The 12,089-nt window shown below is 40.4% G+C and carries 12 protein-coding genes; 7 read left to right on the forward strand and 5 right to left on the reverse strand.

The genetic code is table 11. The features are described from left to right. Positions 1 to 211: 211 nt before the first annotated feature. Positions 212 to 472 (forward strand): 30S ribosomal protein S20, encoded by a 261-nt coding sequence (gene rpsT, locus AOG27_RS04355; RefSeq protein ID WP_036967030.1) that lies wholly within the window; start codon positions 212 to 214, stop codon positions 470 to 472. A gap of 96 nt (positions 473 to 568) precedes the next feature. On the opposite strand, the gene AOG27_RS04360 is transcribed toward rpsT, so the two are convergent. After that, positions 569 to 952, reverse strand: a complete 384-nt coding sequence (locus AOG27_RS04360; protein WP_054551762.1) for a response regulator — start codon at positions 950 to 952, stop codon at positions 569 to 571. 151 nt (positions 953 to 1,103) lie between these two features. Here AOG27_RS04360 and AOG27_RS04365 point away from each other — a divergent pair, with 151 nt between their 5' ends. The 3 genes from AOG27_RS04365 to smrA all read left to right on the forward strand — a co-directional run bounded on the left by AOG27_RS04365 (position 1,104) and on the right by smrA (position 2,887). Then, positions 1,104 to 1,547 carry a hypothetical protein gene (locus AOG27_RS04365; RefSeq protein WP_054551763.1) on the forward strand — a complete coding sequence of 148 codons (444 nt, stop codon included), beginning with the start codon at positions 1,104 to 1,106 and terminating at the stop codon, positions 1,545 to 1,547. Between the two features lie 100 nt (positions 1,548 to 1,647). Then, positions 1,648 to 1,893 (forward strand): hypothetical protein, encoded by a 246-nt coding sequence (locus AOG27_RS04370; RefSeq protein WP_054551958.1) that lies wholly within the window; start codon positions 1,648 to 1,650, stop codon positions 1,891 to 1,893. A 412-nt stretch (positions 1,894 to 2,305) separates the two neighbouring features. Then, positions 2,306 to 2,887 carry a DNA endonuclease SmrA gene (gene smrA / locus AOG27_RS04375; protein WP_054551764.1) on the forward strand — a complete coding sequence of 194 codons (582 nt, stop codon included), beginning with the start codon at positions 2,306 to 2,308 and terminating at the stop codon, positions 2,885 to 2,887. 61 nt (positions 2,888 to 2,948) lie between these two features. Here the strand turns inward: smrA and AOG27_RS21845 are convergent, their stop codons facing one another. Then, positions 2,949 to 3,083, reverse strand: a complete 135-nt coding sequence (locus AOG27_RS21845; protein ID WP_262387613.1) for a hypothetical protein — start codon at positions 3,081 to 3,083, stop codon at positions 2,949 to 2,951. 95 nt (positions 3,084 to 3,178) lie between these two features. Then, a complete protein-coding gene (locus AOG27_RS04380; protein ID WP_054551765.1) occupies positions 3,179 to 4,099 on the reverse strand; it encodes a 2-hydroxyacid dehydrogenase in 921 nt (306 codons plus the stop codon). A 124-nt stretch (positions 4,100 to 4,223) separates the two neighbouring features. On the opposite strand from AOG27_RS04380, the gene AOG27_RS04385 reads away from it, so the two are divergent. Further along, positions 4,224 to 5,942 carry a lysophospholipid acyltransferase family protein gene (locus AOG27_RS04385; protein ID WP_054551766.1) on the forward strand — a complete coding sequence of 573 codons (1,719 nt, stop codon included), beginning with the start codon at positions 4,224 to 4,226 and terminating at the stop codon, positions 5,940 to 5,942. 49 nt (positions 5,943 to 5,991) lie between these two features. Here AOG27_RS04385 and dapE read toward each other — a convergent pair whose 3' ends face one another. Further along, positions 5,992 to 7,170 carry a succinyl-diaminopimelate desuccinylase gene (gene dapE / locus AOG27_RS04390; RefSeq protein WP_054551767.1) on the reverse strand — a complete coding sequence of 393 codons (1,179 nt, stop codon included), beginning with the start codon at positions 7,168 to 7,170 and terminating at the stop codon, positions 5,992 to 5,994. A 70-nt stretch (positions 7,171 to 7,240) separates the two neighbouring features. Beyond that, entirely contained in the window at positions 7,241 to 8,659 is a 1,419-nt protein-coding gene (locus tag AOG27_RS04395) for an MATE family efflux transporter (protein ID WP_054551768.1), read from the reverse strand. Between the two features lie 233 nt (positions 8,660 to 8,892). On the opposite strand from AOG27_RS04395, the gene AOG27_RS04400 reads away from it, so the two are divergent. Continuing rightward, positions 8,893 to 9,546, forward strand: coding sequence for an OmpW/AlkL family protein (locus AOG27_RS04400; protein ID WP_054551769.1), 654 nt, complete (start codon positions 8,893 to 8,895; stop codon positions 9,544 to 9,546). Between the two features lie 327 nt (positions 9,547 to 9,873). Further along, complete coding sequence (locus tag AOG27_RS04405; protein WP_152967108.1) at positions 9,874 to 12,087, forward strand: CapA family protein; 2,214 nt, start codon at positions 9,874 to 9,876, stop codon at positions 12,085 to 12,087. Positions 12,088 to 12,089: the final 2 nt, after the last annotated feature.

A 12,089-nucleotide genomic window follows, 5' to 3' on the forward strand; every position in this document is an offset into this window, starting at 1 on the left:
GGCGATTATGCCTAAAATATCTTTAAAGCACTAGGCTCGAACCCGACCCTTTGTTACAATGGCGATATTAACTGCTAAAGCGGCAAATTGATGTTCGTTATAAGGAGCAGTTTTTCTTGAGATGTCAAAATTTCGTTGACATTCATGATAAAAACAGGCATATTCCACGGCCTTTAAATTAAGCTTATTTTAAGATTGTTAGGAGCAAACCTTGGCTAACATCAAGTCTGCAAAAAAACGCGCTATTACGAGCGAAAAAAATCGTCAACATAACGCAAGCCGTCGTTCAATGATGCGTACTTACTTCAAAAAAGTAGTTGCTGCAATTGAAGCGGGCGACAAAGAAGCTGCACAAGCGGCATTCGCTGTTGCAACACCTATCCTAGACCGTTACGCAACTAAAGGTCTAATCCACAAGAACAAAGCAGCTCGTCATAAGAGCCGTTTAGCAGCTAAAATCAAAGCGCTATAATTTGTTTTTGATGAATATGAAAAACCGGCTTTTGCCGGTTTTTTTTTGTTTGTAATTTAACAAGGCACTTTTCTAAATGCCCCAATAGTTAATTAGCTAGACAATTTCTAGTTCTGGGTAAAACTTTTTCAGCATTGCCGCAATTTTCTTAGGTGTAAACGGTTTTACTACAAATCCTTTAGCGCCCTTTTCAATTGCTTCTTTAACGTTTTCTACTGTTGAATGAGCCGAAACCATCACGACATTCGCTTCGGGCGAAATTTCATTTATTTGCGTGATAATCTCTTTACCATCTCCATCGGGTAATTCAATATCTAGAAAAATTATATTGAACTCTTTCTCTTTACATGCGCTTAAACACTGTGCGGCTGTAGAAGCTTCACGTACATTATCGATACCAAGGTGCATTAATGTTTGATTTAGAAAACTGCGGACCGTACCTACGTCGTCCACAATTAGAATTGAAAGCTGCGTATCCATACTATTCCTCTTAAACTATGAAGATAAACACTCATTGCACTGTAGAGTGTAACGCATTTAAGCTATGAGTGATTTGAATTTGACTATTATATCAAAAACTTCGTTATAATCTCATTATAGAGACCTATATTTAAAAGGCCAGATAAGCTTTATGTCTAATAAAATAAAAAAACAATCTTTACTTGGTAAAGCTCCTGCACGAAAGAAACCAACACAAGCAAAGCGCCAAAGACCAGTAAACCAACAACAAGCGCGCGCACAAGCTGCTCAGCACAGTGCTCCTGAAGTAGAACTTAAGAAAAGCAAAACACGGTGGTATGCACTCGCAGCAGTTGTATTAATTCTGCTAATTACGCCAAAACCCGTGTTAATCACTTACGAAAAGCTAGGTATGGTCTCACAAAGTATATTTTGGCCCGGGGTTTTTGGTTATGGTGCAAACTTATTTGATTCTACTCTTAGCCCCCGTGCAGACCTAAGCCGCAACATTATTTACCTGTGCCAAGATAAGCGTAAACCAGACACCTGTCAGAAGTACCGAGTTACAGAACAAAATGGATTTTTTGCAGCGATGAAAAAACTGATAATGGATTAAAAAATCTAATCCGAAAATTTAAAATTACTTGGTTGAAAGCTGTGTAAAAGATCACCATAATGGCGCTCCTTTTTCAACACAGACACGATCAGATACGACCATGCTAAACGAGCTAGATTGGCTTTTAAACTTAACGTTACTTGCACTAGGACTAGGTGCATTTTTTATTAACCAGCTAACATTACTGCGTTTTGCAGCGATTAGCGCGTGTAGTTTATTATTTTTATCGTTTAGTTTAGATCTGATGTCATCAAGCGTAATATCAAACATGAGCTTGGTGTTGATCAACACATTTTATTTATTCAAGGTCTACACATTTGGCCAGTTGAATATCAATCAAGGTTAATCTTCCCCTAAGATAAATTGATAGAATAGGCTATATCATCTATCAGCATTTATGCCCAAGCAGTCCCCTGCTTGGGCTTTTTTTTTACTTACAAAATGGTTGAACTGAGATACCATTAATGGCGTATATATACCCAAGCCACCTCAAGATGCAGAATTCAGCGTTTCACAGGTGCTTAATATCAAGGCGTTACTTTGCAAGAATGGTGGTCCCTTTTAAGAAGTAACAACGATGAGAGTAAGTGCCTGTGAAACGCCCAGAGGGTTGGTTTAAAAGCGATTTATACTGCGTTATTGATTTTAACAATAGAACCACTATTATTTGCAATCAATGCCTTGCCTAAATCGCTTTTAATTCCAACTGAAACTCGCACCTTGAGGTGGTTTGGGTATAATTAATTTGGAGGTACCTTATGTCATTAAACGACTTCGACTTATTTCTCTCATCTATGGAAGACGTAAAACCTCTTAAGCATGACACTGTTCAATTTGATTCCACCAAGCAAGGCCCTTCTTTAGCGCAACAAGAAAAACGTAAAGCAGCTGAGTGTGATTTAGCAATTGATGAAAACTATTTGCGCAGCGAGTTCGTCGAGCTGTTAGATCCTCATGCCATATTGGCATTTAAAAAAGATGGCGTACAAGGCCAAGTATATAAAAACTTACGTTTAGCTAAATATCAACTCGATGCCACGCTTGATTTGCATGGTCAGCCTCTTCAACGTGCACGTAGTACGTTATTTAATTTTATCGATGACTGTCATAAACGAAATATTCGTGTCGTACTTATTCGCCATGGGATTGGTATCAAAAATAAATCACAGCCAGGTATTTTAAAGAGCTATACCAATAAGTGGCTGCAAGAAATTCCAGCGGTTTTAGCCTTTCACAGTGCTCTTAAGCATCATGGTGGTAGTGGTGCAACGTATGTGATGATTAAAAAATCTGACGAGAAGAAACACGAGAACAGAGAAATCCACTCAAAAAGAAGTTAGTTGAATAAGCGATTAAAGTGCAGCATCTAAACGTGCTGCACTCGATGAGCATGCTGTGTGGTTATGATTGACTAACTTCAATGTCCTGAACTGGTTGCTCCGATGCATTAGCTTGGTTAAACCATGCTGACACACCTAAAACGATAACTGACACGACGACCAGACTAAATTTAGCTCCACTTTGATTAGATTTCATAACGCCTCTTTTATTATTGTTTTTTTATTGAGCAACTCCAGAATAGCAAAATTACAGATGTTAACAAGACGTTTATTAAACAAATTTACAATGTGTCAATAACCTTTTGTTCTATCAACCTGATTTATTAGTTCTTTACCTTCAGTTAATCTTTTAGCATTACCTGCAATTTGCAACGAGACAGACTCTAAATCTGAAATTGCAGCACAGTGAGGCGTTAAGGTCACCTTTTGATGAGACCAGTAAGGGTGCGCCTGAGGTAAAGGCTCTTCGCTGAATACATCAAGGGTGGCGCCACGTAATTGCTCACTATTAAGTGCCTCGAGTAAATCTTCATCGACAACATGTTTGCCTCTGGCAACATTAATTAGCACCGCATGGCTTTGTAGTTTACCCAGCAGTGATTTATTGATAATGCCCTGAGTGTGTTGGTTAAGTGGTAGTAAGCACACGAGATAATCAATTTGACCAAGCATGTCATCTAACCCCTGCTGTGAGTAATAGGTGCTTACTTCAACGTCGTGTTTTTCACTATTAGACCAAGCACTCACTTGAAAACCATTTGCGAGTAAACGCTTTGCACAGGCTTTGCCTAGTTCACCGTAACCTAAGATACCCACATGTTGATGTGAATACGCTCGCTTTGGCTTCCAAGTACCCGCTGATTGTTTTAAATAATATTCTTTGAGTCTCAGCTTGTGCGCCAATACATGACCCAATACATACTCTGCCATATCATTAGCAAGGTTATCATCAACAATTCTAACAACAGGAACATGCGCTGCTATCTTTGTTAAGTCGATGCTATCAACGCCTGCACCAAATGAAGAAACTGCTTTTAAATTTACCAGCTTAGGCCATAAATCAGCGGGCGCATTCCAGGCCAGTACAAACTCTACGGCTTCGTAGTCTGTGCACTCAGACCAAAGCTGTACGTCAATCTCTGGTAATAACGCTTGTAATCGGGCAATTAATTGGCTGCAATCTCGGCCTGTTACAGCTACAAGTAAAATCATTGTCTTCTCCATTTTAGCCTCGAACACGAAGCGCTCTTTAAAAAGTCACACAACTGCAACCTAACTGTCACAGCGAACTCTTACCCTAACCTCATCGCTAAATGCGTTTATGTTTGAGGTTTGTATGATCAGTGTTGATAAAGTAATAGAAGCAAATTTACCACAATTAGAAAATTCGCCAAAAGTAAAAGGTTTAGTAAAGAAAGGCCTAGGTTATTTATTACATGAGCAAGAGTTTGTTGCCTTTGGTGATGCATACCCACACTTACAGGGACTTGAATTTGTAGAGCAAGTGCTTGATGAGCTTGACTTTGACACGCGCTACAAGCCAAAACAAATGGAACATATACCAAGTGAAGGTAATGTCGTTATTGTCGCTAACCACCCTATCGGCTCTCTTGATGCATTAGCGCTGATAAAAGTCTTATCAAGTGTACGCCCCGACTTAAAAGTCGTTGCAAACCGCATGCTGATGTCAATCACTCCGATGCACTCGTTACTCCTTCCCGTTGATAACCTCTCTGGTACGAGTAAAAAGAAAGAACTCGCTAATATCCAGCAACACTTAAAATCAGACGGTGCATTATTAATCTTTCCTGCAGGTGAGGTATCGCGCTTAAGTCCAACGGGCATTAAAGACTGTAAGTGGAACAGCGGTTTTTTACGTATGGCAAAAAAAGCCAACGCACCTATTTTGCCTATTTACATCAAAGCGAAAAACAGCCCGTTATTCTACGGCACCTCAATGATCTACAAACCCTTAGCCAGTTTGTTATTAGTCAAAGAGATGTTCAAACAACGACAAAAATCATTAGAGTTTGAAATTGGCGCGTCCATCCCACCTGAGTCATATTTAATCGAAAATTTAAAAGATAAAGAAATAGCTCAGTTGATAAGAAAACAACTGTATCGACTTATCACAAAAAAACCTCTGCCGTTAAAAACGCAAACCCCCATTGCCAGTCCTGAAGCAACGAAAGACCTTAAAAAAGCCATTGAAGAGTGTGAGCTATTAGGTGAAACCTCTGATGGTATGAAAATTTATTTATATCAATACTGTGGTAGCTCACCGATTTTCCGTGAACTAGGACGACTTCGTGAAATTGCGTTTCGGGCAGTCGGTGAAGGCAGTGGTAAACGCCGTGATATAGATAAATACGACATGGATTATCAACACCTCGTTCTGTGGGATGCTAAGCAACTTGAACTAGTCGGCGCATACCGACTTGCCTGCGCACAAGACATTATAGAAAAACATGGCCGCAAAGGTTTATATACTGACAGCCTATTTAGCTACAGCGATGATATGGCGCCGTATTTTGAAAAGGGCATTGAGCTCGGTCGCAGCTTTGTGCAACCCAAATACTGGGGTAGAAAGAGCCTAGACTATTTGTGGTTTGGCATTGGCGCATTTGTGAACCGGTACCCGCAATACCGCTATTTGTTTGGCGCAGTTAGCGTATCTAACGCGCTCCCCGAGCAAGCTAAATCGCTATTGGTTCACTATTACCAGCATTATTATGGTGCTAAAAAAGTGTTAGCTATCCCCAATAATGAATATCGCCATACCGAATCACAAAAAGAACAATGTGCTCAGTTATTTGCTGGGGATGATATTAAAGAAGATTTTGTTGAACTTAAGCATGTGCTTGCCAATATTGGTGCGCAAGTCCCAACCTTATTCAAACAATACACAGAGCTTTGCGAGCCAGGAGGCGTACAGTTTTTAAGTTTTAGCATCGACCCTGAGTTCAATAATTGCATTGATGGATTAGTGCTTGTCGACTTAGATAAAGTAAAAGCGAGTAAAGCCAAACGATACTTAGGGCAGCCACGCGAATAGTCGTTAAAAATAGCTTAAAAAAGTCGGCATATTCGCCGACTTTTTCTTTTTAATTAAAGATATTTCTAAGCGCAGCTAAGTATATTTGCTCAATAGTTTTTAAATCTGCGATAGGAACATGCTCATTAACTTGATGAATGGTATGGTTTCGCACACCACATTCAATCACTTGCGTGTGCTCATTGGCAAAAAATCGCCCATCTGATGTGCCACCACTGGTACTAAGCATAGGGAAGCTGCCTGTTACTTCATGCACGGCTTGTTCAAGCTGCTGCAACAAGCAATTGCTCGCCTGATGCAAGGTATAAAATGATTCGCACGGACGCTCCCAAACAAGCGTTAGCCGCAATGCTAAATCTGCCAATGCAAACTGAATTTCTTCTTTAACGTCTTTACTTTTGTAGCCATGACTATAACGTACGTTAAACGTGATCTCACATTGAGCAGGCACAAGATTATCGACCACATTGGCTATATTAATGCCGGTCACTTGCAGTGTTGTTGCCGAGCTTGTTTCATCTTTGTGCCAGCTAATTGCCGTTAAGCGCTTTACGACCTCTGCACTTAAATGTGCAGCGTTTATGGTGTTTTCAGGGTAGGCAACATGCCCTGCTTTACCTTGAATAGATAATCGAGCAGACAACGCGCCTCGCCTGCCATTTTTAATGGTATCACCCACATGCTGATGACTCGTCGGCTCGCCAACTAGGCAACCATCAAGCACAACACCTTGTTTGGCTAGACGCTCAGCAATTAACAAGGATCCGTATTCAGCTTCGCCCTCTTCATCTGAGGTTATTAACCAGTAAAATGTGCCGCCTTTATTGCTATTTTGCGCTAAAAAACGTTTTGTTGCGCAAAGCATCGCAGCAACACCGCCTTTCATATCTGCTGCGCCACGGCCATAGACACTGCCATCGACTATCTCGCCACTAAAAGGATCAACTCGCCAATCACCTTCTGCAGCAGGGACCACATCAATATGGCCAGAAAAAGCAACGATAGGGCCTTCACCAAAGGTGATTTTAGCAATTAAATTAGTAACATGATTAAAGCTAAATACCTCACAATCAAAGCCGAGCTGGCTTAAGTTACCTTCAAGCCAATCAATTGCACCAGCTTGAGCGGGCGTTACCGATTTAAATCGGAGCAAGGTTTGTAATGTTTCAACCACCTCAGATTGCACCGACTGGTGCGTTACTAACTCTGCATTTGATATCAAACTCATAATAACCCTAATCAGTTAGAAAGCTTAGGTTATTACAACGAGAGATTATGACCGCAGTGTGAAACTTAAATTAATGATTTCCTTCTTCAATAAGGGTTTCTTGAGTTACCTTGGCAATGTCTTTGTCTTCTTTGGTTAATTGTGTTCGTTGCCAACGACCAGCTGCGAACCAAAGATAAGTAATGATTGCCACAAGTACATTGGTGATAGCAAAGGAATACCATATGCCCTGTGGTCCCAGTGAAGTATGCTTAGACAAAATATACGCGGCAGGAAATTGAATAACACATTGTGAAAGCAGTGACACAACCATCGCATTTAGCATGTTGCCTGAAGCCCTAAATGCAGCGACTACACAAAGCTGCACGCCTATTCCGCCCCAAGTTAAGCACATAACCCGAATGAACTCTGCACCACCCGCTATCACAGACTCATCATCAGGAATGAAAAAGGCCACCAAGTATTCAGCAAACAGATAAGCAACAACACCCACTATTGTCAGGCCCAGCAGTCCCCAAAGTGAGGCTAATCGAGTTATTTGTGCTGCACGCTGTGGATTTCCCGCCCCCATGTTTTGACCAACCAAAGTCGAAACAGCCATTGAAAGACCCATTGCCGGGATCATCACCATTTGTAAAATATTAGATCCAACACCATAAGAGGCAATCGTGTGCGTACCAAAGCTAGCTACCAAAAACGACATAATAATTAAACCAAAGGCTCGCGCAGAGAGTTCAACCGAGCCAGGCGCTCCTAAAAAGAAGGCTTGCTTCATATACTGCCAGTCTGGTTTAAAACTAGAGAGTTTAAGTTGAATGCCGTGACGCCCTCGCAAAAACACCCATACCCCGATTGCAGCCGCTAAGCTTTGCGTGATAAGTGTGGCTAGTGCAGCGCCCATTACGCCAAAACCCGAAAAGTCACCAAAACCAAAAATCAGTAAGGGGTCAAGCACAAAATTGAGTAACACAGTACCGCTAACAATATAGAGCGGCACCTTGGTTTGCCCGATACCACGCATTAAGGCTTGAAACATGGCATAAATAAATACAAACACAACGCCGATAAAAGATACATGCATAAATTTAAGGGCATCACCAAACACTTGATCTTCAACACCTAATAAAGTCAAAAAATATGGTGAAAGCATATAGCCTATTAAGCCAAGTATGGTTGCGGTAATTGTCACCATTAACATAGTTTGGGCAGCAACGTGATTAACCTTATCTTGCTGACCCGCTCCCATGTATTGAGCGGATAAAATAGCGCCCGCCATTGCCAACCCAGAGCCAATAGCAATCACTAAAAAAGTGACCGGCATACTGACAGAAACGGCAGCTACTTGCTCTGCCCCTAAGCGGCCTACCCAAAATGCATCGGTCAGTTGATAAGCCGACTGCAAAATATTGATTAAGATGATCGGGATACCTAATTTAAGTAGCGCTTTTGAAATCGAGCCATGAAGAAATAAGTGCTGAGGATCAGCCATGCAAAACACCTAATAAGCAAATAACACCGTTAGTTTACCAGCCGCAACTGAATATAGAGTCAATAAGAGTCAATCTTTTTTTGATCTTCCCATTTAAAAACTTAATCTAAATCAAAAAATGGCTTCACCTAGTTCAAACATTTTTGAAACTTTGATCTAGAACAGGTTTTGTCCGCTGCAACTTAGTAATAATAGCCTCAACCAAATAAGACAAGTAGTTCGCGGAGAACAACATGAAAACTAAATTAAGCATTGCATTACTTACTTCACTATTAGCACTCTCTCCTGTTGCAAACGCAAACTTAAGCGTGAATGTAGGTGCAATTAATGTAAACCCTGATAACGACAGCTCAAAAATCAATGAAGCGCCAACGTTAGGACTTCGTGGCGATGACAATACCCAATTAGGTATTACGATTGATTACTCTTTTAATGACAACTGGGTTCTTGAATTAGTTGCAGCGACACCATTTAGCCATGATGTTCAAGGAACTGGTGGCTTAGCGGGCAATAAAATTGCCGATATTAAACAATTACCACCATCACTAATCGCCCAGTACCACTTCTTAGACTCAACTTATAAGTTCCGTCCTTTTGTGGGTGTAGGTATTAACTATACAACCTTCTTTGATGAGAAACCTTCTGCGGCTTTAAAAGCAACATTAGGTACTGACGATGTAGAAGTGAAACTAGATGATTCATTTGGCTTTGCAGCTCAAGCTGGTTTTAACTACATGATGAGTGAAAACTGGGGCCTACATGGCATGGTTTCACTAATCGACATCGATACAGACGCAACAGTTTATGCTGACGGCGCAAAGGCATTAACTTCGACGGTAGAAATTGACCCAGTTGTTGCTATGTTCGGTGTTAAATACAAATTCTAACTTTCATTTTGTGAAAGCCCATACGCACAAAAAGGCCATTTAATGGCCTTTTTTTTCATCTTCATTTAGTCGATTACAAATTTATTCTTTAACTCTGGCATCATATTTGTTAAACCCTAGTGAACAAATTATATTTTTGAAAAAAAACATTTTTTTGAGCTAAACTTCAATTTAAGACGTATTTATTTTGCTAAATTTCAAGGGACTAAGAAATATCTGAATTTTCAGAGCCAGCGGTTATTGTTCCCGATAACCAACAAAGATACAATATAGCAATAATAATATTGACCTATACAATGTAAAAAAAATGATAACGAGGCTTGCCTTTTGAAAAAGATTATCAACTATTTACTTATAATTTCATGTTTAACCTTAACAGCATGTAAAGTGAAAGACCCTGATGAAGATAAGCCGCAAGAGCAAAAGCAAGATTCCATCAGTGCTAGAGAAACTTTACTTGCTGGTAAGGCTGATTTATCCCTATCAGTGGTGGATGAGAGTAAAGCCAATTTAAGCAATGTTGTCATAAAAGTCGCAGGACAAAGCTACACATCAGATGCCGATGGCAAAGTTAACATTAGCGATTTGCCTTATGGTAACCATGCCTTAATGGTGCAACAAAACGGTTACTTTGCAAAAGCAGGGGTTATCGTTAACCAACCAAATTATGCAACTTCTCAAGTACAATTAGAAACAAAAGCTCAAAACAGTAAAAGCCTGATTTTTGCTGGAGATACTATGTTTGGACGCCGTTATTTAGATCCAAGCTTATCGACTATGGGAACAAATATCCCCGATGTTAAAAATGCACTTATTCGCCCTGAAACAGCTGGGGCAGATAGTGTTGCAATTACTGCCGATGTTGCTGAGCTATTTTTAAATGCAGACTTTGCTTCCGTTAACTTTGAATCACCAGTAACAAGCAATCCTAGTACCGTTCATCCAACAAAAGAGTTTAGCTTTTTTTCTTTACCTGATTCACTCCAAGGACTTTCAGTCATAGGCGTTGACTATTTGGGGCTCGGTAATAACCATGTGTATGACTATTTACAATCAGGTCTTGAAGACACACTTATAGAAGTAGCAAATGCGGGGTTCTTACACAGTGGTGCTGGAATAAATGACACTGACGCTCTTGCACCTGTGAATGCTAGTCTTGGGGACATTAACTTAACACTCTTTGCTGCAACCTCTATCACTGGAGATGAGCATGAATTTAATTATGTTGCAGAGCAGAGTAAAGGAGGAGCGGCAGATCTTACCAATGCAAATGCAGTAAATGATACTCTACAAGCGCTTGATACTAATAATTTTATAATTGCACAAATGCATGGCGGTGATGAATATAGTTACTCGCCAACAAGTTATATAGACGGTCGGTTCCAAGCTCTTTCTTCGCAAAATACTGATTTATTAATAGCTCATCACCCTCACGTTGCTCAGGGTTTTGCTATTTATAATGATATTCCTGCAGTACTCGGCTTAGGTAACTTTGTGTTTGATCAACCTAGATTAGACACTCTATTAGGTGTTGCCGTGATGATTGACCTAAACGCAGACACACAAACAGTAAATCGTGCCTTTGCTTACCCTATTTACATTGAAGACTACAAGCCTCGTTTTACCACTGGCTTTTTAAGTAACTATTTAGTGCGCCGTCTAGCAGAGTTCTCAGATGACTCGGTAACGTTAATACCGCGTGACAATTATGCTGAAGTATATTTCTCTAAAGACCAAGCAACAAAGCGTACTTCACAAGTGACCGTTACACTCGATAGTAGCAGTGACATAATTGACTTACGTCAATATGCACCATCATCCGCTGCATACTTGTCTAATATTGAAGTGACTAGTGGTGAGCTTAGCAATAGTATTTTAGGCCGAGACATCATGGTATTCGGCGATTTCGAAGACTGGGATAACGACTCAGAAGCTTTTGAGGTAAGTCGCTGGGATCATACTAGTGATAGCGTTTTTCCTTGCACCGATAAACCCTACGCTGGGATTCAAGCTCTTTGCTCTAGCCGCGATGAGTTTGACAATACCCCTTCAATCATTCCTTTTAGACACACTATGCGAGTGATGGAATTGATTGACGAAAATGGAGCGCCATTATTGAGTAAAGATTTCTCATTATATGGCTACTTACAATCTGAGAATGGTGGCAAGCTAGAAAGCTTGTTAACTTATACAACCGAAATTGATGATCTTACTTTTTCGGAAAATGAAGTAGTTATCAGCAACGGAGGTGATAACTCGTGGCAAGTATTTAGCCATGATTTCAGCTTACCTTCTGACGACTTTACCCTTGGCCCAAAAAACTTACCGCCTCGTGGTATTAAGCTTCAATTTAGACAATATGCGCCAAGTAATGGCGAAGCAATAACGCGCTTAGACAATATCGCGATGATCACTTGGCAAAACCCAATCAGTCTTGAAAATAAGCAATGGCAAACCAGTAAAATGCATGGATTTGACTTTTTAAAAGTCTCTGCAAGTAATGATACGAGTATAAAGCTCACTTTCACTTTACTTGACTAAGG

This window comes from Pseudoalteromonas lipolytica (assembly GCF_001306915.1).
Lineage (GTDB): Bacteria > Pseudomonadota > Gammaproteobacteria > Enterobacterales > Alteromonadaceae > Pseudoalteromonas > Pseudoalteromonas simplex.

Bases quoted from the DNA above. Each gene is read 5' to 3' on its own strand.
- AOG27_RS04360 (WP_054551762.1), bottom strand. From the start codon at position 952: ATGGATACGCAGCTTTCAATTCTAATTGTGGACGACGTAGGTACGGTC.
- AOG27_RS04365 (WP_054551763.1), top strand. From the start codon at position 1,104: ATGTCTAATAAAATAAAAAAACAATCTTTACTTGGTAAAGCTCCTGCA.
- AOG27_RS04370 (WP_054551958.1), top strand. From the start codon at position 1,648: ATGCTAAACGAGCTAGATTGGCTTTTAAACTTAACGTTACTTGCACTA.
- smrA (WP_054551764.1), top strand. From the start codon at position 2,306: ATGTCATTAAACGACTTCGACTTATTTCTCTCATCTATGGAAGACGTA.
- AOG27_RS21845 (WP_262387613.1), bottom strand. From the start codon at position 3,083: ATGAAATCTAATCAAAGTGGAGCTAAATTTAGTCTGGTCGTCGTGTCA.
- AOG27_RS04380 (WP_054551765.1), bottom strand. From the start codon at position 4,099: ATGATTTTACTTGTAGCTGTAACAGGCCGAGATTGCAGCCAATTAATT.
- AOG27_RS04385 (WP_054551766.1), top strand. From the start codon at position 4,224: ATGATCAGTGTTGATAAAGTAATAGAAGCAAATTTACCACAATTAGAA.
- dapE (WP_054551767.1), bottom strand. From the start codon at position 7,170: ATGAGTTTGATATCAAATGCAGAGTTAGTAACGCACCAGTCGGTGCAA.
- AOG27_RS04395 (WP_054551768.1), bottom strand. From the start codon at position 8,659: ATGGCTGATCCTCAGCACTTATTTCTTCATGGCTCGATTTCAAAAGCG.
- AOG27_RS04400 (WP_054551769.1), top strand. From the start codon at position 8,893: ATGAAAACTAAATTAAGCATTGCATTACTTACTTCACTATTAGCACTC.